The organism is Streptomyces sp. NBC_01390 (assembly GCF_045040105.1).
GTDB lineage: Bacteria > Actinomycetota > Actinomycetes > Streptomycetales > Streptomycetaceae > Streptomyces.
In genome coordinates this window covers 7,410,869-7,433,078 of record NZ_CP109551.1, presented here as the reverse complement: position 1 = coordinate 7,433,078, position 22,210 = coordinate 7,410,869, and the positions used below count along the sequence as shown (strand labels likewise).

The following is a 22,210-nucleotide window of genomic DNA, read 5'->3' as shown; positions in this document are numbered from 1 at the left end:
AGCATGAATATCCGCCGGGTCTCCTTCGACCACCCCGACGCCGTCAAGCTCAACGACCAGGTCCAGGCCGAGTACGCCGCCCGCTACGACGACGAGGGCGACGCCACCCACCTCGACCCGGCGATGTTCGACCCGCCCTCCGGCCTGTACCTGATCGCGTACGACGAGCGGGACCGCCCCGTCGCCACCGGCGGCTGGCGCGGCCACGATGAGGAGAACGACGAGGGGTATCTTCCCGGCGACGCCGAACTGAAGCGGATGTACGTCGTCGCGGAGGCCCGTGGACTCGGCCTGGCCCGCCGCATACTCGCCGCCCTGGAGGAGGACGCCCGCGCCGCCGGCCGCACCCGCATGGTCCTGGAGACCGGCGACAGACAGCCGGAGGCCATCGCCCTCTACACCTCCAGCGGCTACGAACCCTCCGCGAAGTTCGGCTACTACCGCCACCACGAGGCAAGCCTCTGCTACGCCAAGAGCCTGTAGGGACTCTCGTACGGGGGCCGGTTGCTCACGCCCGCAGAAAGGCCAGCACCGCCAGCACCCGGCGATGCGTCTCGTCCGCCGGCGGCAGATCCAGCTTGGTGAGGATGCCGCCGATGTGCTTGCCGACGGCCGCCTCGGAGACCACCAGCTCACGGGCTATCGAGCCGTTGGACCGCCCCTCCGCCATCAGCGCCAGCACCTCGCGCTCACGCGGGGTCAGCCGCTCCAGCGGGTCGCGGCGCCGGCGCAGCAACTGCCGTACGACTTCCGGGTCGACGACCGTCCCACCGGCCGCGACCCTCCGCAGCGCGTCGACGAACTCCTCGATCTGCCCGACCCGGTCCTTGAGCAGATACCCGACGCCCGTGCCGTCCCCGGAGTCGAGCAGTTCGGCGGCGTAGGCCCGTTGGACGTACTGGCTGAGGACCAGGACGGGCAGTGCGGGACTCTCCTCGCGCAGCTTCACCGCGGCGTGCAGCCCCTCGTCCTGGAAACCTGGCGGCATGCGTACGTCCGTCACCACGATGTCCGGCTTCTGCTCGGCGACCGCCGCGAGCAGCGCCTGGGCGTCCCCGACGGCCGCCACGACCTCGTGGCCGACCCGGGTGAGCAGCCCGATCAGCCCCTCCCTCAGCAGCACGCTGTCCTCGGCGAGGACTACGCGGAGCGATGGGCTCGATCCGTCGACTGGCTCAACTCGCAAGGAATCTCCACCCGCAGCAGCGTCGGTCCACCCGGCGGGCTGGACAGGGAAAGTCTGCCATCGAGCACTGACACCCGGTCCGCGAGCCCGGTGAGCCCGCTGCCGCGCCCAGCGTCCGCCCCGCCGCGCCCGTCGTCCCGTACCTCCAGGAACAGCCGTCCGTCGCGGTGTCCGCCGCCGACCTCGGCCCGGCTCGCCCCGCTGTGCCGGTCGACGTTGGCGAGCGCCTCGCAGACCACGAAGTACGCCGCCGACTCGACCGCCCGGGGCAGGCGCCCGGGTACGTCGAGACCGGTGACGTCCACGAGGGCCGCCGCCCGGTCGGCCGCGTCGGTCACCGCGGCCTGGAGTCCGTAGTCCGTGAGGACCTGGGGATGGATCCCGTGGATCAGCTCGCGCAGTTCCTCCAGGGCCCTCCCGGCCTGTTCCTGCGCCTTGGCCAGTTGTTCGGCGAGCGGCCCCGGCGGTGCGTCCAGCCGGGCCAGGCCGAGCGTCACCGACAGGGCGACCAGCCGCTGTTGAGCACCGTCGTGCAGATCACGTTCGATGCGTCGGCGTTCCGCCTCGAAGGCGTCCACCAACCGCACCCGGGAGCGGGCGAGTTCGACGACCCGCTCGCCCAACTCGACGTCCCTGGCGCTGATCAGCAGCCGCGTCAGCCCGGCCCGCGCTCCGGCGGCGACCCCGAGCCCATAGGCGCCGAGGGCGAGCAGCACCAGCCCGCCGACCGAGCAGCCGAATGCGGCCGGCCAGTCGGTGACCGTCCACTGCTTGAGCACCTTGGCCTCCTGCCCGGCACCAACGGTCGCCATGAGCACCGGAGTTGCCACCAGAGACACCGGGATGAGCAGCGCGACGGTGACGACGAGGGCGTCAACGGGCCACAACAGGCCCGCGAACAGCAGCGCGTACCCGAGCTCCCGCCAGGTCGCCCTCTCCCGCAGCCGGACGATCAGCCAGGGCCGGAGGCCGGGCGCGCCCGGCTCCCGATGCGGATCGGACGCCGGTTGCGCTTCGACCATCCGCAGCCTGAGCCGCTCGACCCTGGCCACGGGAAGCCCGGCCAGGGCAAGGGCACCGAGCAGCGGCAGGCCGACGAGCACGATGGCGAGCGCCCCGCCGGCCACTGCCAGCAACAGGAGCGACAGCAGGACGAACACCCCGGCCACGACGCCACTGACGAGATAGGCGACCGACCTCCAGGGCCACCAGGACAGCAGAAATCCCGGCCGGGTCATGGCCTGCCACACGTTCCTCGGGTCCATGGAGATCACCGTAGGAGGCAGCCGCAGGGCAGGACCATCGGGCCTGTGGGCGAACCGGGAGTATGCCTGGCCCTACCCCAAGTCTCGTCTCTGCCGCACTGTTTCACCGCCCGGCGCGGGGTTGCCTTGACCCCATGAACATCGACGCCATTCAACTGCGGTCCGTCACCCGTAAGTTCGGCACCGGCAGGACCGAAGAGGCGGTGACCGCCCTGGACTCGGTCACCCTCGGCTTCCCTCGGGGCACGTTCACCGCCGTGATGGGGCCTTCCGGCTCGGGCAAGTCGACGCTGCTGCAGTGCGCGGCAGGCTTGGAGCGGCCGACGTCCGGGTCGGTCAGGATCGGCGGCACCGAGCTGACGGCCCTGAGCGAACGCGGGTTGACCCTGCTGCGCCGCGACCGCGTCGGTTTCGTCTTCCAGGCGTTCAACCTGCTGCCGTCCCTGACCGCCGAGCAGAACGTGGCGCTTCCCCTGCGCCTGGCCGGCCGCCGCCCCGCCAAGTCGCGGATTCGTGAGGTGCTGACGCAGGTGGGCCTCGCCGACCGGGCCCGTCACCGTCCGCCGGAGCTCTCCGGCGGTCAGCAGCAACGGGTGGCGCTGGCCCGTGCGTTGATCACCCGGCCGGAGGTCCTGTTCGCCGACGAGCCGACCGGCGCCCTGGACTCCCGAACGGGCCACGAGGTACTCCGGCTGCTGCGCGCGATGGTCGACACGGACGGCCGGACGGTCGTCATGGTCACACACGACCCGGTGGCGGCGTCGTACGCGGACCGGGTGGTCCTCCTCGTCGACGGCAGGGTGCACGACGAGGTGGCGGCCCCGTCGGCGCAGACCGTGGCGGCCCGTCTGGCGACCCTGGAAACCGCCCGGCCGATCAACTTCCGCCCGGAGTCCGCCCCGTGCTGACCACAACCACTCTCCGTACCCGCTGGAAGGCCTTCACCGGCAGCTTCGTGGCCCTCTCCCTCGGCGTCGCACTGGTCGCCGTCATGGGCCTGGCCCTGGCCGCCACCCTGGACGCCCCCACCCGCGGCCCCGAACGCTTCGCGGCCGCACCTGTGGTCGTACGAGGCGCGGACACCCTCCGCGTACCGACCCCGAACGGCACGAAGACACAGCGACTGGCCCATCCACGCCCCGTGCCCAAGGAGATCGTCGCCCAACTACGCACCCTCGGAAGGGTCGTGGAGGACAGAACACTGCCGGTGCGAGCCCGCGCGGGCGCCCCCGGCGACCTGCTGGCCCACCCCTGGTCGACCGCCGCCTTCGCCCCCTACGAACTCACCGGGGGCCGGCCTCCGCGAACCGCCATGGAGGTTGCCGTGACCGGCGCCTGGGCGCAACTCGGTGACCGAGTGCCCACCGACCACGGCACGGTACGAGTCGTAGGCACACTGAGCCTCCGGGACTCGCCGACGCCGCCGGGCTTCGAGAACGCCATGTTCCTCACGGATGCCCGGGCAGCCGAACTAGCGCCATACAGCGCCCAGTTGACAGTGGAAACCAACGACGTGACGGCCGTACGGGAGACAGTGCGCGCGTTCGACGGCGTCACGGTCCTGACCGGCGACGCCCGGCGCCTCGCGGACGCGGACCCCGACCGGGACAGCGAGGCACTCACCGCTCTGAACGCCCTGTTCGGCACGGCGGGCGGGGTCACCGGCTTCGTGTCGGTGTTCGTCGTGGCGTCGACGTTCGCGTTCACGGTGGCCCAACGGCAGCGTGAGTTCGGCCTGTTGCGTACCGCCGGAGCGACCCCGGGCCAACTCCGCCGCATGGTGTTCGCGGAGGCCCTGACAGTCGGCGTCCTCGCCTCGGCCACGGGCTGCGTACTCGGCGCGTACGGCGCACCGCGACTCGTCGAGTGGACGGTCGAGGGAGGCGTCGCACCGCCCTGGTTCGCGCTCGGCGACCACGCCTGGCCGTACCATCTGGCCTTCTGGACAGGCCTGTTGGTGGCCCTGTGCGGCGTGGCGACCGCGTCCTGGCGTGCGGGTCGCACAGCTCCGACGGAGGCGCTGCGAGAGGCCGCGCCGAACACCCGCCCCCTGCCCCGCACCCGCCTCCTGATCGGCGCGGCACTGCTGCTCACAGCTGTACTGACCCTCGCCGTCTCCCTCCTCACCGAGCCGGGCGATCTGCTGCACCGCAAGACGTACACGAGCCGCCCCCTGCTGCTGATCACCGCGACCGCGCTCCTCACGCCAGCCCTCGTGGGCCCCCTGACCCGCCTCCTCACCCGGCCGCTGGCCCGACTCCCGGGCGCCACCGTGCTGCTGGCGCGCGAGAACACGACCGCGAACGTCCGCCGTACCGCCACGATCGCGGCCCCCGTCCTGGTCACCGTGGCCTTGGCGGGCTCGCTCCTGGGCGCCACCGCGACCCTCACCGAGGCGAAGGCGACCGAGCTGCGCCACGCGACGACAGCGGATCTCATCGCCACCGCCCCCGTCGGCACGCCCTTCGGCACACAACTGGCAGCCCGCCTGCGGGCCATGCCCGGCGTGGCCGAGGTCTCCGCGACCGCGCCGACCGCCGTGTACGCCCTGGAGGAAGGCGTGGCCCTCGTCAAGTCCGAGGCACGCGCCGCCGATCCGGCCCCCCTCGCCGCGACGACCCACCTGCCGGTGACCTCGGGCCGGGTGACCGACCTCGACGACGACTCGATCATCGTCAACGAGGAGTGGGAAGAGCACACGGTGGGCGAGCAGGTGACGGTGTGGCTGGGCGACGGCACGAAGCGCTCACTGCGGATCGCCGCGACCCTGGCCACGGGCACGGGAAACAACGGCGCGTACGTCACCCCGGCCAACGCACGAGGCGCCCGCCCCGACCGCCTGGACGTGACACTGACGTCCGACGCGGACCCGCCCGCGACAACAGCGTCCCTGCGCGAGACCATCGCGAAAACGGGCGGCCGACTGTTCACCAACGCCCAATGGACAGAGGCAGGGACAGATCACCAGCCTCCCCCCGTGACCCGCACAGGCCTCCTCCTGGTTCTCGGCATCGCGCTCGCCTACACGGGCATCTCCCTCGCCAACACCATGACCATGGCAACGTCCGACCGAACCCGCGACCTGGCCGCACTGCGCCTGGCCGGCGCCACCCGCCGACAGGTACTGGCATCGGTCGGCGCGGAGGCCCTGCTGGTGGTGACGGTGGGTGCGATCCTCGGCCTGCTGGTCGCCGCGCTGAACCTGCTGGGCATGTGGAGCGCGCTGCGCGTCCTGTCCGTACGGACCTCGCTCAAACTCCCGTGGCCGGCCCTCGCGACAACGACAACGGCCTGCGCGGCCCTGGCCGTGACCTCGGCCCTGGCCCCGGCGGCCCTGTCACTGCGCCGAAGGCCGACGGACCCGGCGGCAGCCCGCCAGTGACCCCCGCCCGCCCCGGACATGCCGAAGCCCCGAAGGGAAACTGTGCGTGGGGTGTTCCCGAGTACCGCTGATCGGGCGGGCCAGAAGCGGCTGGAGCTCGCTTCTCAGTCGACGGGAGATCATTTCCCGAAAATCAGGTCGTCGCAGGCCGGCCGTCCGGGCCAGACTGCACCGGTGAATACCCGCCGCCCCTGCCCCTGTTGCGGTCGCCTCGTCTTCGACATCGAGGACGGATGGCCCGGATCGTTCGCCATCTGCCCCATCTGCTTCTGGGAAGACGACGCGCAGCAGTTCCGCTGGCCTTCTATGCCGGGCGGCGCCAACCGTGTGTCGCTTGTCGAGGCTCAGGAGAACTTCCAAGCCTACGGCGCCTGTGACCAGCACGGCAGACGGTTCGCGCGACCGTCGGCGGACGATGAGCCGCTTGATCCCGATTGGCGCCCGATCGACCTGGCCGTGGACTTGTTCGAGGACTGGAGGAGTGGCACGCATCGTCCCTGGCCTACAGCCCCATCGGTTCTGTGCTGGTGGCTCCCATCCTTCTGGGGATCCGCCGAGGAGCCGGAATCAGCGGTACCCCACAGTGTGGTGATCGATGTCGGGACGGTCAGTAGCGACCACGACCTTCACAACGTTCTGAAGCAGGAACTCGGCTTCCCCGCCTTCTACGGCATGAACTGGGCCGCATTCTGGGATGCGATCACCGGCCTCGTCGAGATGCCCGGACTATTGTGCTTCGTCCGCTGGGCCGAGCTGGAACGGCGAGTGCCTCTGGCAGCGTCCGCGCTCCGCCAACAGTTGAACCGGTACGAGGAGACGACCCGGGGCTTCACCGTCGTCTACGACCAGTAGCTCTGGACTGTCGCTCGCTATCGGCAAGCCTGCCCAGCTCAGCGTCCGTGAGTGGCGCCGATCGTCAGTCGTTGCCCTCCCGCTGGCTCGAGCATGGCGAGTACTCTTCGCCGCAGCGTCGACGGGAGGGGCGTACAACTCCGGTGCCTACGGCGCCTACGGACGCCTGGCACTCTCTGGCCGCGACTGACACCGACTGACGATCCCTGTTCTGGGGTTGAGCTTCTCCTGAAGAGGTGTAAATGGAGCAGGCGGTCTTCGAGTCGATCGGCTATTCGACTGCATGCCCGGACTGTGGTGCGGAGTTGGAGTGCTGGGGTGTCCAGGCTCTCGTGAACGGCTCCTTGCGCTGGGACACCGAGTCCACGTGTTCGGCGTGTCGGTTTACGCTGGCTGCCTGCGGCGGTGACATGCCAGCTGAGCTGCGAAGCCGCCTGCTCTCCGAGCGCGGACCTGCTCGGCTCCAGGTGGATCCGTCGGCTAGCAACACTGTGATCATGCGCGTACTGCGGGCAGAACTCGGCCTTGGTCTGGCCGACGTCAGGTCGGTGCTGAGCAGGGTCGTGACCGGCGGATACTCAGGCACGCTGCCCGAGATGGAATTCCTGGCTCGCAAACTCCGGGCGTCGGGGATCGATGCCGCTGCTGATCAACTGAAAGAGCTCTGACCTGACCGTTCAGACGGATCTCCGGGGCTTGGTATGACCACTCCTTGGGAGTCCACGGGTTGAGGGCCTGCCGAGGTCTGTGTCGGTGGTGCCGTGCATGATCGGGCACATGACTCATGGTTCCCGAGATGCCCTGCGCTCTCTCGCCCTGCAACACCTGTCGCCCGAGGTTGCAGAGAAGTGGCTCGGTCTCCTGCGCCCCGGTGCGCGTCTGGAGGCGGCGGCCAGCTCTGACGACGGTGTCGGTCAGCTCGGAGGCCTCCCGTCCTTGCCGGTCAATGTCGAGTGGCCGGTGTGGGACGACCACGGTCCGCTCTCTTTCATTGCCTCCATCGACTGCGCGAGCCTGCCGAAAGACGCGTTGGACATCGATCTGCCCGAGGCGGGAACACTGCTGTTCTTCTACTTCGACGGGCACATGGACGGCGGTGAAGCTCTCGTCCTTGCTGAGGACCGGGAGAGCCGGGCGGGCGCCCGCGTGCTCTTTGTGGCGGCGGCCGAGGAGGTGGTGGAGCGCGGGACGCCTGCAGGACTCAAGCCGTATCCGGCGGTGCCGCTGGCCGCTCGGACGGCGATGACGGCGACCGAACCCTGGCACCCCTCTGTCCGGGCCGCCTTCGCCCCGGATGCCCCACTGGGGAACCGGTACGACCACCCCGTCTGCTCTCAGGAGTTCCTCGACGCGCTGTGGGACTTCGACGACGAGGTGGGGCATCAGATCGGCGGGCACGTTCACTCGGTGCAGAACCCGGTCGAGATCGAGATCGCGGAGGCGGTCCTGGACGGCGAGGTGCCCTGGGACGACCCGCGACTGTCCAAGGAGGCGGGCAACTGGGTGCTGCTGGCCCAGTTCGACAGCGAGAATGCCGCGGACATGATGTGGGGCGATGCCGGAGCCCTGTACTGGCTGATCCACCCGGAGGACCTGGCCGAGCGACGCTTCGAGCGGGCGATGTTCACCTGGCAGTGCAGTTGATGACTGCGGCACATCCCGCTTGGGGTGTCCAGTACACGCTGAGCCTGCCGAGCGAGGGCGCTGCCCGCGCCGCCGCGGCCGAGCTGTCCGGGATGGGGCACCGTCTGACGGCAGTGCGCGTCCACGATCACTTCCGGTTCGTTCCGTCGAGCTTTTGGTACGGCCGGCCGTCGATGGATCCGGAGCTGGAGGGGTGGTGGCAGGTCTTCTCGCTGGCCGTCTACAGCGGGTACGAGCGCATGGCTCTCGAGCCGTTCTTCCGGAGTGAACGGACTCGGATGGACTGTGTGGCCCGCGCCCATGGCGGTTTCCAACTGGGGTACAGCGAGGGACATGCCGCCACTGCCGAAAGAGTCTTCCAACGGGACGGCCTGGTCCATGAGCAGGCCGACGCCGACGTCGCCCTTCCGAGTCCTCTGCCCAAGGATCCCGTGCGACCTCCGGCCGGTCCGCGGTGGAAGTGCAGTGAGGTCGGTGAGCCCGCAGCAGTGGTCCGGGCCGTGGTAGCGGTTGCAGAGCGCATGTACGGCAGCGCGGAGGACGTTCCGAATGCCGTGGGGTGGCTGCTCGATGAGGAGTTCGCGTTCGGCGAGCCCTATGGGTCGACGGGTGAGTTCCTCGGTGATCTCGCCGATGCCGTGGCCCACCAGGGCACCTGCACCGACGCCACGGTCGAGGCTGTCCCGTTCCTCATGGAGCTGGTTTGCGACGACAATGTCGCGCCCGGCAGCCGGTTGGTTCTGCTCGGCGACCTGTTGCGGCTTGCTGCTTCGGGGCCGGCAGCCACGGTTTCCCTGGCCGATCGCATCGCCGCACTCGGGGGTGTCTGGGAGGAGTCTGCGGCTGAACACCTGACACGGCGGGCCATCGGCAGCGACCTGCCGAGGCTGCTGTCCCGCTGGGAGGACGAAAAGGATGCCGCCCGATTCGCTCTCGCCGCCCTAGCGGCGCTTTGTGGCACTCGTAACCAGCGCGCTCTCTCAGGGCTGGCCGCTCTCCCGGCTCCAGCAGGCAGCTCCCGTGCCGATGTCGTGTTGCTCGTGGCAGCCCTGCTCAGTAACGACCGAGAAGGGTTGGTATCTGCGCTGGACCGGCTGGCCTCCTGGTCGCCCCGCGTTGCAGAGAAGGCAGCCAGCCCGAACGTGGATCTTCAGAGTCTGGGACTGGCCGTCCTTCCGGACCTCGTCCTCGAAGACGTGGTGTCACGAATCACAGCAGAGCGTGATCTGCCGTAACTGTTAACGACGTGAAGAATTACGACTGGCATCGCAGACTCACAGGCCCTCGCCTCCCACGTCTCAACCGCCTTGTGGTACCGAAGAGTTGGCTCGCCTGCGGAATTGGGTGAATCATCTGCCGGACCAGGCTCGACTCAACGGCCTCCCCCTCATGGCACTCGGAGCCGGGTGCGGCCTGACGCCGGGCGAGGTCCCGCCCAGGCGAGGCAGTCACGTTCGCGTGACCTCTGGTGGGGTCGCAGCGCTGGAGGAGAAGCTGCTCGGCCGACTCGTGGCGTGCCACTCCGATCGGGAAGGCACGCCGGCCGAGCTGGCAGAGACCTCCGGAACGGGATTCCTCTTCAGGCCGGAACGAAAGGTCGCCGCAGCCAAAAACCTCGTCTCGCCCTGGCCTGCCCGCCATCGGCCGCAACCGGGCCTGCCCCCACTGGCGGGCCCGGCGGTTGCAGTCCGACGATGCGGGCGCACGCGCCGGCGAGGGCGTCGAACTCGGGCAGGGCGGCACGGTAGTCGCCTCCGGGGAGGCGGACCGCTGCTTGCTCTCGGAACCGAGGGCGTGGGCGACGGGTTCGATGACTTCACCGAGCACCTCGGCGGCCTGCACGAAGCGCTCTTTCCCCAGGACGGCGTCGGAGTCGGCGTACGCTTCCTTGATGTCCTCGCGTTCATGTCCTCTCGCAACTGGGCGGGGACGGGCACCGGCTGGGCGCCCGGGAGGACCGCTGTCGGCGTCGAACCCACCGGGTCCGGGGGCCTGGGCGCGGGCGCGGGGCGCAAAAGAGTGACGGAACACGCCCGTCGGGTCGGGTGCGCCGACTGGCCCGGCTTCGGCCGTTCCGGGTTCTCCGCCTGGCGGCGGAAGAAACGGCAGCAGCCGCGCGTACACCGGCGGGCCGCGCCGCGGACGCCTTGTGCGGCAGGTGCAGGACCGGCGCCTCCAGCGCCTCGGGCACGGTAGGGGCACGGGCACCTTGGGAACAGCGGGAGTTCGTAAGATGGCGGGCAAGGCGGAGCCGTAGCGCAGAGGTCGTCGCGCGCGGTCTCCAAAACCGCGAGGACGCCGGTTCGAATCCGGCCGGTTCCGCCGGTCCTACAGCCCTTCGTCGCGGGCCAGGATCAGGCTGCCCGAGCCGTCTTCGAGACTGATGTCGGCCTCAAGATGCTCGTGATACCCGTCGCTGATTTCGGGATCCGCGAGGCCATGAGTCGCTCAGCCAGGTCCGCAACCCTGCGGCATTGGCCGCTACCGTGATTTCGGTCGCTGAGCCGTACACACCACGCTCCCACTGCCGAAGATCTGGGTAACCGCTCTGCAACTCCACCTGAAGGAACAGGAGTTGACGAAGAAGCCGTCGGCGAACCTTGGGGCGCCTCCGACTTCGTGTTCACCATCCGCTACGGCACGCCATTCGGACACGACACCCGGCACACCTGCGGCTCCCTGCTCGCGGCGCTCGACGTGCACTCCGGGTCGCGGTGCAGATCCTCCACACAGCAAGATCGCGGTGACATGGACGACGCCAAAGAGCCCCAGCCGGATCTCTCCGACTGGGGCTCTGAGCTGCGGTGGACCTGTGGGGATTTGAACCCCAGACCCCCTCGATGCGAACGAGGTGCGCTACCAGACTGCGCCACAGGCCCTTGCAACGAGTGAAACTCTAGCATCCCGATCCGGGTGCTCGGAAATCCGTTCCGCGCTGGTCAGTCGGGGCCGACGCATGCTCTCCCACCTGCCCGGAGTCCGGGCCGAGGGTGGCCCGGAACAGCCGGGAACGGCCGAGCGGCGCTCGCTACTCGTTGGCCGCCCTGGGCCGCTCGCCGTCCTCGTACTGGTCGAACAGGGGCGTGCGGCCGCGCTCCCGGGCCCTGCGGGCGGATGCCGCGCGGCGCGCGTCGGTGCGGCCGTCCGCGTCCTCCGGGCCCAGCTCCGCGTCGGACTCCGGCGACAGGTCCTCGTCCGTCTCCGCCGCGTCCTCCGCCGGCATCGGCTCGTCCGCCGACGCCTCCGACTCGCGGCCCACCGTGCTGGACCGCGCCGCGCTCCACGCGTCCGGTGCGCCGAGGTCGACGTCGGAGGTGGCGCGGGGGGCGACCGGGGCGGTCACGTACGTCGGCAGGGGTACCGGGACCGGGTCCCAGCTGTCGCCGTGGCCGGGGCGGCGCTGGCGTTCGCGCTGCTGGTCGACCCACTCCGCGTGGTCGGTCTGCTCGACGAGCGCACGCCTGTCGGCGGCGAGCGCGGACAGCCCGGGGTCCGTCTCCGGCTCCGGGTGCTCGTCCTGCTCCTCGGCGCCGGGGTCGGTGGACGGCCGTCGCCGGGGCTGGCGCTCACGCAGTCGCTGCGCGGCGAGCTCGGCCTGGCGCCGGTCCATCTGGTAGGTGAAACGGCGCCGTTCCTGCGTACGCAGATAGGCGATGTATCCGCTCAGCATGACCGCCGGGACGGCGGGGGCCCAGAGCAGGCCGAGTCCGCCGACCGCCGCGACGATCGCGCCGAGCGTGAAGGCGATGAACAGCATCACCGTCGTACGCCGACGGCGCGCGAGGACCTTCGAGCGCCGGGCGCGCGCGGCGGCTTCCGCCGAGGTGCCCGCGCTCCGACGAGCCGCCGGTACGCGCTCGCGCTTCCGTTCCCTCGCCTGAGCCGGAACGGGAGCCGAAACCGAAGCCGACGCCTGTGCGTGCTGCTCCCGCTTCGGCGCCCTCGGCGGTTCGTGCGCCTGCGCCGGTGACTGCTCCTGGTGCGCCTGTGCCTGTACCTGGACCTTCGCCTTGTGGCGGGTCGGGGGCGCGGCGAAGGCCCGGACGTCCACCGAGTCGGTGGCACCCTCCGGGTCTCCGGCGCTGTGCTCCCCCTCGTCGGTGGAGCGCGCCCGCAGGTCCTTGGCGTACCGGCGCTCCATGCCCGCCCGTCCGGACAGAAGCCGGATGGCGGTGCTGAAGCGTTCCGTCGGACGAGCCTCGTTCAGCTCGTCCTGCCTACGGAGCCACATCGGCACCAAGTAGGCGGCCCAGGCCCCGACAATGACTGCGTAGATGAGGCCGCTGCTGCTCACGCCTCACACGGTAGAGGGGTTTGCGTGAGGCCATCTGCCAATTGAGCCGGTGTGTCGCACGATCTGGCTGATATTTCGAGCTTTTTTTGTGATCGATGCGATCAGCGGGTCATCGAAGGCGTGAATTTAGCGTCCCAAGTCGATCGTCGGACGGACGCCAGTCGGTCACCGGCCGACCGTCCGTCAGTCGCAACCGAATACTTTTCGAACACTTATTCAATTTACGCGGGATTCCTCGGTGTGTTCTGAGAGCGTGCCCGCTGCCAGCGGCTCAGCAACCCCTCCGGCACCTCTTCCGCGGTGAGCGCGAAGACGAGATGGTCGCGCCAGGCGCCGTCGATGTGGAGATAACGGGGCCTGAGTCCCTCCTCGCGGAATCCGAGTTTCTCGACCACCCGACGGCTGGGCCCGTTCTCGGGGCGAATGCAGACTTCGACCCGGTGCAGTCCGACCGTGCGGAAACAGTGGTCGACCGCGAGTGCGACCGCCGTCGGCATAACGCCACGGCCCGCCACCGCCTCGTCCACCCAGTAGCCGACGTGGCCCGAGCACATCGAGCCCCAGGTGATGCCGGCGACCGTCAACTGGCCGACCAGCTGCCCCTGGTACTCGATGGCGAAGGGGAGCATCCGGCCCGCGTTCGCCTCCGCGCGCAGATGCCGGATCATCTGGCGGTAGGTCGGCCGGTGGGCGATCGGGCCGCTGGGCGTGGGCGGCGGGATCGTCGCCTCCCAGGGCCGCAGCCAGTCCCGGTTGCGCCGGTTGATCTCGCGCCAGATCCGCTGGTCGCGCAGCCTGACGGGCCGGAGGACGACATCGCCTTCCACCAGCTCGACGGGCCATGACGGGCTGTTCAGCTCGCACCCCCGCTGGTTCCGGCGGGTCTTGGGTGATCGCCGCCCCTGATCTGGTCCACCACGTGCTTCAACAGGGGCTCCAGGACGGCCAGTCCGTCCTTCACCCCGCCGGTGGAACCCGGCAGATTGACGATCAGCGTCCCGCCCGCGACGCCGGCGAGTCCGCGCGACAGCGCCGAGGTCGGCACCTTTTCCCGGCCGAACGCCCGGATGGCCTCGGCGATGCCCGGCACCTCCTGGTCGATCACCGCGCGGGTCGCCTCCGGGGTGTGGTCGGTGGGCGAGATGCCGGTGCCGCCGGTGGTGACGATGACGTCGTACCCGGCCTCGACACCGACCCGCAGGGCGTTCTCCACCGGGTCGCCGTCGGGCACGACCCACGGTCCGTCGACGGCGAAGCCGAACTTCTCCAGGCCCGCCGCGATCAGGGGGCCGCCCTTGTCCTCGTACACGCCCGCCGCCGCGCGGTTGGACGCGGTCACGACCAGGGCGGCGTACGGCGCGAGCAGCGCGCCCCCGGCGTCGTAAGGCAGCGGTACCGGTGTCATGACCTGCTCCAGGTGCCCGACTTGCCGCCGGTCTTCTCCTCCACCCGGACGTCCGTGATGACCGCCCCCTTGTCGACCGCCTTGACCATGTCGATCACGGTGAGCGCGGCGACCGAGACCGCCGTGAGGGCCTCCATCTCGACGCCCGTACGGTCCGTCGTCTTCACGGTGGCCAGGATCTCCACGGCGTCGTCCGCGACCGACAGGTCCAGTTTCACACCCGACACCGACAACGGGTGGCAGAGCGGGATGAGATCCGGGGTCCGCTTGGCGCCCATGATGCCCGCGATCCGCGCGGTGGCCAGGGCGTCCCCCTTGGGGACCCCTTCCCCTCGCAGCAGTTCGATCACGCGCGGCGATACCAGGACACGGCCGCTGGCGCGAGCGGTGCGCGCGGTCACGTCCTTGGCGGATACGTCGACCATGCGGGCGGCGCCCGTCTCGTCGATGTGCGTCAGTCGGTCGTCCTGCGTGCTCATGTGCTGCGGCGCTCCCGGTCGGGCCTGTTGTGCGCGACACGGTACTCCCAACCGGCGCTCCTCAGCCGCCCCGCCCACCCGGTCGGGCGGGCCCCTGGTCGGCGTACGGCGCGCCCCGGTCAGCCGAGCAGCACGACCTCGACCTCGGTGCCGGGCTCCACGGACTCCTTGTCCTCGGGTACGACGATCAGCGCGTCGGCGTGGGCGAGGGCCGCGATCAGGTGTGATCCGGCGCCGCCGACCGGCGTCACCCGGCCGTCCGCGTAGGTGCCGCGCAGGAACTGGCGGCGCCCGGCCGGCGAGGTGAGCGCCTTGTCCGTTGCCAGTACTGCCCTGGTCGTGGGCCGGTGGATGTCCTTGAGGCCCATCAGGGCACGGATCGCGGGCCGCACGAACAGTTCGAAGGAGACGTACGACGACACGGGGTTGCCCGGCAGGGCGAGCAGCGGGGTGTGGTCGGGGCCGACGGTGCCGAAGCCCTGGGGCTTGCCGGGCTGCATGGCGAGCTTGCGGAAGTCGACGCCGGTGCCGGGTTCGTCCTCGTCGGCGACGTGCGAGAGGGCCTCCTTGACCACGTCGTAGGCGCCCACGCTGACGCCTCCGGTGGTGACGACGAGGTCGGCGCGGACGAGCTGGTCCTCGATGGTGGAGCGGAGGATCTCGGCGTCGTCGGCGACCGCGCCCACACGGTAGGCGATCGCCCCGGCGTCCCGGGCGGCGGCGGTGAGGGCGAAGCTGTTGGAGTCGTAGATCTGGCCGGCCGTGAGTTTCTCGTCGGGCTGGATCAACTCGCTGCCGGTCGACATGACCACCACGCGCGGGCGTGGGCGCACGCGCACGGTGCCGCGGCCGATCGCGGCGAGGAGGGCGATCTGCGGCGGCCCGAGGACGGTGCCCTCGGCGAGGGCGCGGTCTCCGGCCTGGACGTCGCTGCCCTGCGCGCGCACGTGCGCGCGTGCCGGTGCCGGGCGGTGCACGCGGACCTGGCCGTAGGCGCCGTCGGGGTCCGCGCTGCGGGCGCGCATCCCGGTGACGGGACCCTCCCCGAGGCCCCCGTCGGTCCATTCCACGGGGACGACGGTCTCGGCGCCGGGTGGCAGCGGGGCGCCGGTCATGATGCGGGCGGCCTGGCCGGGGCCCACGTGGAGCAGGCCGTCCTGGCCGGCCGCGACGTCCCCGATCACCGTGAGGGCGGCGGGGTACTCCTCGCTCGCGCCCGCGACATCGGCGACCCGGACCGCGTACCCGTCCATGGAACTGTTGTCGAACGGCGGCAGGGACACCTGCACCGTGACGTCCTCGACCAGGACACAGCCCTGGGCGTCGAGGAGCTGCAGCTCGATGGGTTCGAGGGGGCGGACGGTCGCGAGGATGTCCTCCAGGTGTTCGTCCACCGACCACAGTTGGTCCTGGCCGGCGGTGCGGGGCGCGGCGCTGCTCAACGTTGCTACATCTCCTCGGCTACGTAACTGCGGAGCCAGGTCCGGAAGTCCGGGCCCAGGTCCTCACGTTCGCATGCGAGTCTGACAATGGCACGCAGGTAGTCGCCACGGTCCCCGGTGTCATAGCGGCGGCCCTTGAAGACGACGCCGTGCACGGGGCCGCCGATCTTCTCGTCCGAGGCGAGCTGCTGGAGGGCGTCGGTGAGCTGGATCTCGCCGCCGCGGCCGGGCTCGGTCTGGCGGAGTATGCCGAAGATGTGCGGGTCGAGGACGTAGCGGCCGATGATCGCGTAGTTCGACGGGGCGTCCGCGGCGTCCGGCTTCTCGACCAGCCCGGTGACCTTGACGACGTCGCCGTCGTCGGTGGTCTCGACGGCCGCGCAGCCGTACATGTGGATCTGCTCGGGGGCTACCTCCATGAGGGCGATCACGCTGCCGCCGTGCTGCTCCTGGACCTCGACCATGCGCTGGAGCAGGGGGTCGCGGGGGTCGATGAGGTCGTCACCGAGGAGGACGGCGAAGGGCTCGTGGCCGACGTGCGGGGCCGCGCACAGGACGGCGTGGCCGAGGCCCTTGGGGTCGCCCTGACGGACGTAGTGCATGGTCGCGAGGTCGCTGGACTCCTGGACCTTGGCGAGTCGCGCGGCGTCGCCCTTCTTCTGAAGGGCGGACTCCAGCTCGTAGTTGCGGTCGAAGTGGTCCTCGAGGGGGCGCTTGTTACGGCCCGTGATCATGAGGACGTCGTCGAGGCCCGCGGACGCGGCCTCCTCGACCACGTACTGGATCGCCGGCTTGTCGACGACCGGCAGCATCTCCTTGGGAGTGGCCTTGGTGGCCGGCAGGAACCGGGTGCCGAGGCCTGCTGCGGGGATGACAGCCTTGCTGATCCTGGGGTGCGACTCAGTCATGGCGGCAACCTTATCCGGAGCCTTTGTGCTGATTCTGTGGCACCGATGAACTGATGCTCATATCCACATATGAAGCACATGAGAACACCGGACACGGTAGAGGGAGCGTCATGGGGGCAGAGCCCGACAAGCGCACGTCACGGCGGGACCTCCTCGCGGTGAGAGGCGGGCTGACGGCCGCCGACGTCGAGGCGGCGGGGGCCGAGCTGGCCGCCCGCGCGCTCGGCCTTCCCGAGCTCGCGCACGCGCGCACGGTCGCCGCGTACGTCTCCGTCGGCACCGAACCCGGCACCCGGGCACTGATCGACGCCCTGCACGCGCGCGGGGTACGGGTCCTGCTGCCGGTCCTCCTCCCGGACAACGACCTCGACTGGGGCGCGTACGCCGGTGCGGGGTCCCTGATGGAGGTGCGGCACGGCGGGCGGATGGTCCTGCTGGAGCCGTCCGGTGACCGCCTCGGAGCGGAGGCGGTCACCGGCGCCGACGCCGTCCTGCTGCCCGGCCTGGCCGTGGACGACCGCGGGATGCGCCTCGGGCGCGGTGGGGGCTCGTACGACCGTGTGCTGGCCCGGCTGGAGCGCTCGGGCGTCGATCCGGCGCTGGTGGTGCTGCTGTACGACTCGGAGGTCGTCGCGCGGGTCCCGGCCGAGCCGCACGACCGGCCGGTGCACGCGGTGGTCACCCCGTCGGGGGTACGGCGCTTCCGCGGCCCCTCCTGAAGCGAACCGGAACCGGCCCTCCACGCGCGCGTGGAGGGCCGGTTCGTGGTTTCGGGGACTACCGCGCGCTCACGACGGCTTCAGCAGCAGTGTGTCGCTCGTGCTGTCGTCGACCGCCTTGTCCGTGAAGGACCAGTCCAGCAGTTCGCCCTGGACCCACTTGCTCGTCTGGTCGGTGTAGTGGTCGCTGAAGGCGTGCCCGGAGGCGCCCGTCAGGTTGATCCACTTCGACTTGTCGAGGTCACCGAGGTTGACCACCATCCGCATCGACGGCACCCAGACGACGCCGTAGCCGCCGGCCGAGTTCCAGCCGGTCGCGTTGACCGTCGCCTCGCCGCCGCCGAGGTTCCAGGGGCCGCGGTTGAGGATGTACTGCACGAAGCCGGGGCCTTCGGTGCCCAGGGTCTGGTTCTTCAGGAACAGGCGGTGCAGCCGGCCCCAGCTCCAGGTGTCGATGTCCTTGCCGAGCTTGGCGGTCAGCTCCCAGCGGGCGTCCGACAGGGCGCGTGCGAACAGCTCGTCGCGGTTGGTCGCGGCCTTCTTGGTGCGGGTGGCCGGCGTGCTCCACCAGTCGTTGTCCTGGTCGTTGATGATCTTGCGGACCACCTCGAACCAGCGGTCGCCGCCGTCCGGCTGCGCCTGGTCCGCGTCCCGCTCACCGCATTCGAGCACGGGCTGGTCGGCGTCGGCGGGGCCGGTGGTGTTCACCGGCCTGACGTACAGGCACTGGCCCTCGACGCGGACCTCCTTGGGCAGCTTGTTGCCGAAGGCGAGCTTCAGGATGTTGCGCCAGACCGAGTTGAAGTAGGCCGCCGCGGCCGAGTCGGAGTCCTGGGTGTAGTCCCAGCCCACGAGGAGTTTCTGCGCCTCACGGACGTACTTGTCGTCGACGTCGATCGCCAGCAGCTTGGGCACCAGCAGCTTGGCGATCTCACTGCTGTTGTCCAGCTGCATCTGACGCATGTCGTCGGTGGAGATCTTGCCGCCGCCCTTTATCTTCGAGGCGATCAGGTCGGCGATGCGCTGGCTGCGAGTGCCGTAACCCCAGTCCGTGGTGAGCGTGTACGGGTACTTCGACTTGTCGACGACTGCCTGGTTCGCGGTCACGATGTAGCCGCGCTTGGGGTCGAACTCGAAGGGCAGCTCGGACTGCTTGAGGTAGCCCTTCCAGCGGTACTTGGAGTCCCAGCCGGGCACCGGGAGCGAGCCGTCGTCGCCCGCCGCGCGCGTGGGAATGCGTCCCGGCATCTGGTAGCCGATGTGGCTTGCGGTGTCCGCGTAGACCAGGTTCTGCGAGGGCACGTCGAAGGAGGCCGCGCCCGCGCGGAACTCGGTCCAGTTCGACGCCTTGTCGATCAGGAAGACGGCGTCCATGGAGGTGCCGGGGTCCAGCGCGGTCCAGCGCAGCGCGATGCCGTAGCCGTCGCCCCGGTCGGGGGCCGCGGCGTCGACGGTGGCCTTTTTGCCGACCTGGACGAGCTCGTCGTCGCGGTCGGACAGAAGAGGCCCGTTGTCGGTCTCCCGGACGACGATCTTCTTCGACGCGCCGCCTGCGACCTTGATGGTCTCCTCGCGCGAGGTGAAGGGCTTCGTCTTGCCGTCGTACAGGTAACCGTCGCCGGAGAGCTTCTCCAGGTAGAGGTCGGTGACGTCGGCGCCCGAGTTCGTCATGCCCCAGGCGATGCTGCCGTTGTGCCCGATGACCACACCGGGCATGCCCGCGAAGGTGTACCCGGAGACGTCGTACTGGCACTTGGCGGAGACACTGCGGCAGTGCAGGCCCATCTGGTACCAGACGGACGGCAGCGCGGGCGACAGGTGCGGGTCGTTGGCCAGCAGCGGCTTTCCGGTGATGGTGTGGGTGCCCGCGACGACCCAGGAGTTGGAGCCGATGCCGTTGCCGTTCACCCCCACGGCGGTCGGGACGTCGTCCAGGACCCGGTAGAGGCCCTCCAGCTGGCTCTGGAAGGCCGCGGAGTCGACGGACGAGGTTCCGGAGGTACCCGAGGACCCCGACTGCGTGCTCGTGCCACTGCCGCCCTGGACGAACGTCTGCGTCGCCGCGTCGTACTCGCCTTCCTGGACGATCGGCTTGTTCCGGCTGTACGGGTACTCCGGGTACAGGTCGGCGATCTGCTTCGGTCCGAGGCGGCTGGTCAGCAGGGAGCGGTCGATCTCGTCCTGCATGTTGCCGCGCAGGTCCCAGGCCATCGCCTTCAGCCACGCGACCGAGTCGACCGGGGTCCACTCCTGCGGCTTGTAGTCGTTCTCGAACCCGAGGGCCGCGTACTCCAGGGAGATGTCCGCGCCGTCCTTGCCCTTCAGATAGGCGTTGACTCCCTTGGCGTACGCCTGGAGGTACTTCTTCGTGGCGGCCGACAGGGTCTTGTCGTACTCCTCCTTGGCCACCCGGTCCCAGCCCAGGGTGCGCAGGAACTCGTCGTTGTCGACCTGCCCCTTGCCGAACATCTCGGACAGGCGGCCCGAGGTCATGTGCCGGCGGACGTCCATCTCGTAGAAGCGGTCCTGCGCCTGGACGTAGCCCTGCGCCATGAACAGGTCGGCGTCGGAGGAGGCGTAGATCTGCGGGATTCCGTAGCTGTCGCGCTTGACGTCGACGGGCCCCGACAGGCCTTCGAGGGTGATGGAGCCCTTGGTCTGCGGGAAGGAGGCCCGGACGGTACTGACGGACCAGTACGCGCCGTAGGCCACGCCTCCGATGATGGCCAGGACCAGGACAATCACGAACAGTCGGGCTTTGCGCCCCTTCTTCCTGCCGGACTTGCCGGGCTTGTGTCCGGAAGAGCTGGTGGTGGTGGGGGGCATCGCTGTCCTTGCTGTCCTAACGCGAGCGGCAGGCGGTACTGGAGTGCTGGAGCAACCATAGGCGCAGGGCCCGGCGCGACTTGACGCGGAGTCGGGTACGCGAACGGACAGGCATTCGATCATGCCTGTGGAAGTGTCAAGAAATCGTCAAGAGTTAGGTAAGGTAACGAAGTACTTGGTTACGCGGTGGCCTCACCTCGTGTCCGATGTACGTGACCCGCGCGCGTGCCGTGCGCGGGCCAGGGAAGGGAACGGCCCGCTGACTGTCCACGACCTCAACCAGCTCCTGCTCGTCTGCTCGCTCGTCCTCCTCATCGCTGTGGCAGCGGTCCGGATCTCCTCGCGCAGCGGGCTCCCCAGCCTGCTCGTGTACCTGGGGATCGGCGTCGCCATGGGCCAGGACGGCATCGGCGACATCCACTTCGACAACGCCGAACTCACCCAGGTCATCGGGTACGCGGCCCTGGTCGTGATCCTGGCCGAGGGCGGACTCGGCACGAAGTGGAAGGAGATCAAACCGGCCCTCCCGGCCGCCTCCGCCCTGGCGCTGGCGGGCGTCGCGGTGAGTGTCGGGGTCACGGCGACAGCCGCGCACTACCTGGTCGGGCTGGAATGGCGGCAGGCGTTCATCATCGGCGCGGTGGTGTCCTCGACGGACGCGGCGGCGGTCTTCTCCGTCCTGCGGAAAATCCCCCTCCCCGCGCGCGTGACGGGCACCCTGGAGGCCGAGTCGGGCTTCAACGACGCCCCGGTGGTCATCCTGGTCGTCTCGCTGTCCACGGTGGGCCCGGTCGAGCACTGGTACAAGCTGCTCGGCGTGATCGTCATGGAGCTGGCCATCGGCGCGGCCATCGGCATCACGGTCGGCTGGCTCGGCTCCTGGGGCCTCAGGCACGTGGCCCTGCCCGCGTCCGGCCTCTACCCCATCGCCGTGATGGCGATCGCGGTCACCGCCTACGCCTCGGGCGCCATGGCCCACGGCAGCGGCTTCCTCGCGGTCTACCTGGCCGCCATGGTCCTCGGCAACGCCAAGCTGCCGCACTGGCCGGCCACCCGCGGCTTCGCCGACGGACTCGGCTGGATCGCCCAGATCGGCATGTTCGTCCTGCTCGGCCTGCAGGTGACCCCGCACGAGATGGGCGACGACATCTGGCCCGCGCTCGTCATAGGACTGGCCCTGACCATGGTGGCGCGCCCACTGAGCGTGTTCGTCAGCCTGACGCCGTTCCGCGTGCCGTGGCAGGAGCAGACCCTGATGTCCTGGGCCGGGCTGCGCGGAGCGGTGCCCATCATCCTGGCGACGATCCCCATGGTGAGCGGCATCGAGGACAGCCGTCGCATCTTCAACATCGTCTTCGTCCTGGTGGTCGTCTACACCCTCATCCAGGGCCCGACGCTCCCCTGGCTGGCCCGCCAGCTGCACCTCGGCAAGGGCGACGAGGCGACCGACCTCGGCATCGAGTCCGCCCCCCTGGAGCGCCTGCACGGGCATCTGCTGTCCGTCGCGATACCGGACGGCTCCAAGATGCACGGCGTCGAGGTGGGCGAGCTGAGGCTGCCCCCGGGCGCCGGGGTCACCCTGGTCGTCCGCGATGAAAAATCGTTCGTTCCGCTGCCGACGACCATCCTGCACCGCGGTGACGAACTCCTCGTGGTGACCACCGACCCGGTCCGCGACGCCACGGAACGCCGGCTGCGGGCCGTGGGACAGGGCGGCAAGCTGGCACAGTGGCTGGGGACGGGCGGGAACGGAGCAGAGGCGTGACGCACCTCTCCACTTCCTTTCACAGGCCCACAGGGCCGCTTGC

19 protein-coding genes and 2 tRNA genes are annotated in these 22,210 nt (G+C 70.0%); 11 read left to right on the top strand and 10 right to left on the bottom strand.

Translation table 11 applies throughout. From position 1 onward, the window contains the following. The first annotated feature begins 3 nt into the window (after positions 1-3). A complete protein-coding gene (locus OG241_RS33560; protein ID WP_405820672.1) occupies positions 4-483 on the top strand; it encodes a GNAT family N-acetyltransferase in 480 nt (159 codons plus the stop codon). Positions 484-508: 25 nt separating this feature from the next. On the opposite strand, the gene OG241_RS33555 is transcribed toward OG241_RS33560, so the two are convergent. Next, positions 509-1,186 carry a response regulator gene (locus OG241_RS33555; RefSeq protein WP_405820670.1) on the bottom strand — a complete coding sequence of 226 codons (678 nt, stop codon included), beginning with the start codon at positions 1,184-1,186 and terminating at the stop codon, positions 509-511. Next, complete coding sequence (locus OG241_RS33550; RefSeq protein ID WP_405820668.1) at positions 1,141-2,451, bottom strand: sensor histidine kinase; 1,311 nt, start codon at positions 2,449-2,451, stop codon at positions 1,141-1,143. Before OG241_RS33550 ends, OG241_RS33555 begins: the two co-directional genes overlap by 46 nt. 134 nt (positions 2,452-2,585) lie before the next feature. On the opposite strand from OG241_RS33550, the gene OG241_RS33545 reads away from it, so the two are divergent. From OG241_RS33545 to OG241_RS33510, 8 genes are all read left to right on the top strand, one after another. After that, entirely contained in the window at positions 2,586-3,359 is a 774-nt protein-coding gene (locus tag OG241_RS33545; protein WP_405820666.1) for an ABC transporter ATP-binding protein, read from the top strand. After that, on the top strand, positions 3,353-5,833 hold the full coding sequence (locus OG241_RS33540) for an ABC transporter permease (RefSeq protein ID WP_405820664.1): 2,481 nt from the start codon (positions 3,353-3,355) through the stop codon (positions 5,831-5,833). Before OG241_RS33545 ends, OG241_RS33540 begins: the two co-directional genes overlap by 7 nt. Positions 5,834-6,007: 174 nt before the next feature. Then, positions 6,008-6,685, top strand: coding sequence for a CPCC family cysteine-rich protein (locus OG241_RS33535; RefSeq protein ID WP_405820662.1), 678 nt, complete (start codon positions 6,008-6,010; stop codon positions 6,683-6,685). Between the two features lie 7 nt (positions 6,686-6,692). Then, positions 6,693-6,875: a DUF6183 family protein gene (locus OG241_RS33530; protein ID WP_405826545.1), complete on the top strand. Its 183-nt coding sequence runs from the start codon at positions 6,693-6,695 to the stop codon at positions 6,873-6,875. Between the two features lie 52 nt (positions 6,876-6,927). After that, positions 6,928-7,353, top strand: coding sequence for a hypothetical protein (locus OG241_RS33525; protein ID WP_405820660.1), 426 nt, complete (start codon positions 6,928-6,930; stop codon positions 7,351-7,353). 109 nt (positions 7,354-7,462) lie between these two features. Next, on the top strand, positions 7,463-8,329 hold the full coding sequence (locus OG241_RS33520; RefSeq protein ID WP_405820658.1) for a YwqG family protein: 867 nt from the start codon (positions 7,463-7,465) through the stop codon (positions 8,327-8,329). Between the two features lie 92 nt (positions 8,330-8,421). Beyond that, entirely contained in the window at positions 8,422-9,564 is a 1,143-nt protein-coding gene (locus tag OG241_RS33515; RefSeq protein ID WP_405820656.1) for a hypothetical protein, read from the top strand. Positions 9,565-10,576: 1,012 nt separating this feature from the next. Continuing rightward, positions 10,577-10,651 (top strand) — tRNA-Trp (locus OG241_RS33510). Positions 10,652-11,134: 483 nt separating this feature from the next. Here the strand turns inward: OG241_RS33510 and OG241_RS33505 are convergent. From OG241_RS33505 to galU, 7 genes are all read right to left on the bottom strand, one after another. Further along, positions 11,135-11,208 (bottom strand) — tRNA-Ala (locus tag OG241_RS33505). A gap of 149 nt (positions 11,209-11,357) precedes the next feature. Then, a complete protein-coding gene (glpR, locus tag OG241_RS33500) occupies positions 11,358-12,623 on the bottom strand; it encodes a gephyrin-like molybdotransferase receptor GlpR (RefSeq protein WP_405820654.1) in 1,266 nt (421 codons plus the stop codon). A 221-nt stretch (positions 12,624-12,844) separates the two neighbouring features. Beyond that, a complete protein-coding gene (locus tag OG241_RS33495) occupies positions 12,845-13,450 on the bottom strand; it encodes a GNAT family N-acetyltransferase (protein ID WP_405820652.1) in 606 nt (201 codons plus the stop codon). 26 nt (positions 13,451-13,476) lie between these two features. Continuing rightward, positions 13,477-14,028 (bottom strand): molybdenum cofactor biosynthesis protein B, encoded by a 552-nt coding sequence (locus OG241_RS33490; RefSeq protein WP_405820650.1) that lies wholly within the window; start codon positions 14,026-14,028, stop codon positions 13,477-13,479. Further along, positions 14,025-14,507: a cyclic pyranopterin monophosphate synthase MoaC gene (gene moaC / locus OG241_RS33485; RefSeq protein WP_006380873.1), complete on the bottom strand. Its 483-nt coding sequence runs from the start codon at positions 14,505-14,507 to the stop codon at positions 14,025-14,027. The genes OG241_RS33490 and moaC overlap by 4 nt, the downstream gene beginning before the upstream one ends. A 119-nt stretch (positions 14,508-14,626) precedes the next feature. After that, complete coding sequence (gene glp, locus OG241_RS33480) at positions 14,627-15,949, bottom strand: gephyrin-like molybdotransferase Glp (RefSeq protein ID WP_405820648.1); 1,323 nt, start codon at positions 15,947-15,949, stop codon at positions 14,627-14,629. Positions 15,950-15,954: 5 nt separating this feature from the next. After that, the gene (galU, locus tag OG241_RS33475) at positions 15,955-16,857 is read right to left on the bottom strand and encodes a UTP--glucose-1-phosphate uridylyltransferase GalU (RefSeq protein ID WP_405820646.1); all 903 of its coding nucleotides are present in this window, start codon (positions 16,855-16,857) and stop codon (positions 15,955-15,957) included. Between the two features lie 110 nt (positions 16,858-16,967). Here galU and OG241_RS33470 point away from each other — a divergent pair, with 110 nt between their 5' ends. Beyond that, positions 16,968-17,576 (top strand): 5-formyltetrahydrofolate cyclo-ligase, encoded by a 609-nt coding sequence (locus OG241_RS33470; RefSeq protein ID WP_405820644.1) that lies wholly within the window; start codon positions 16,968-16,970, stop codon positions 17,574-17,576. Positions 17,577-17,645: 69 nt separating this feature from the next. On the opposite strand, the gene OG241_RS33465 is transcribed toward OG241_RS33470, so the two are convergent. After that, a complete protein-coding gene (locus tag OG241_RS33465; RefSeq protein WP_405820642.1) occupies positions 17,646-20,402 on the bottom strand; it encodes a penicillin acylase family protein in 2,757 nt (918 codons plus the stop codon). Positions 20,403-20,601: 199 nt separating this feature from the next. Here OG241_RS33465 and OG241_RS33460 point away from each other — a divergent pair, with 199 nt between their 5' ends. Beyond that, positions 20,602-22,167 carry a potassium/proton antiporter gene (locus OG241_RS33460; protein ID WP_405820640.1) on the top strand — a complete coding sequence of 522 codons (1,566 nt, stop codon included), beginning with the start codon at positions 20,602-20,604 and terminating at the stop codon, positions 22,165-22,167. The last annotated feature ends 43 nt before the right edge of the window (positions 22,168-22,210 follow it).

What these genes read in the sequence shown, in the direction of transcription:
- OG241_RS33515 (WP_405820656.1), top strand. Translation starts at nt 8,422, where the DNA reads ATGGGGCACCGTCTGACGGCAGTGCGCGTCCACGATCACTTCCGGTTC.
- OG241_RS33545 (WP_405820666.1), top strand. Translation starts at nt 2,586, where the DNA reads ATGAACATCGACGCCATTCAACTGCGGTCCGTCACCCGTAAGTTCGGC.
- moaC (WP_006380873.1), bottom strand. Translation starts at nt 14,507, where the DNA reads ATGAGCACGCAGGACGACCGACTGACGCACATCGACGAGACGGGCGCC.
- OG241_RS33550 (WP_405820668.1), bottom strand. Translation starts at nt 2,451, where the DNA reads ATGGACCCGAGGAACGTGTGGCAGGCCATGACCCGGCCGGGATTTCTG.
- OG241_RS33465 (WP_405820642.1), bottom strand. Translation starts at nt 20,402, where the DNA reads ATGCCCCCCACCACCACCAGCTCTTCCGGACACAAGCCCGGCAAGTCC.
- OG241_RS33490 (WP_405820650.1), bottom strand. Translation starts at nt 14,028, where the DNA reads ATGACACCGGTACCGCTGCCTTACGACGCCGGGGGCGCGCTGCTCGCG.
- OG241_RS33560 (WP_405820672.1), top strand. Translation starts at nt 4, where the DNA reads ATGAATATCCGCCGGGTCTCCTTCGACCACCCCGACGCCGTCAAGCTC.
- OG241_RS33470 (WP_405820644.1), top strand. Translation starts at nt 16,968, where the DNA reads ATGGGGGCAGAGCCCGACAAGCGCACGTCACGGCGGGACCTCCTCGCG.
- OG241_RS33520 (WP_405820658.1), top strand. Translation starts at nt 7,463, where the DNA reads ATGACTCATGGTTCCCGAGATGCCCTGCGCTCTCTCGCCCTGCAACAC.
- galU (WP_405820646.1), bottom strand. Translation starts at nt 16,857, where the DNA reads ATGACTGAGTCGCACCCCAGGATCAGCAAGGCTGTCATCCCCGCAGCA.
- OG241_RS33525 (WP_405820660.1), top strand. Translation starts at nt 6,928, where the DNA reads ATGGAGCAGGCGGTCTTCGAGTCGATCGGCTATTCGACTGCATGCCCG.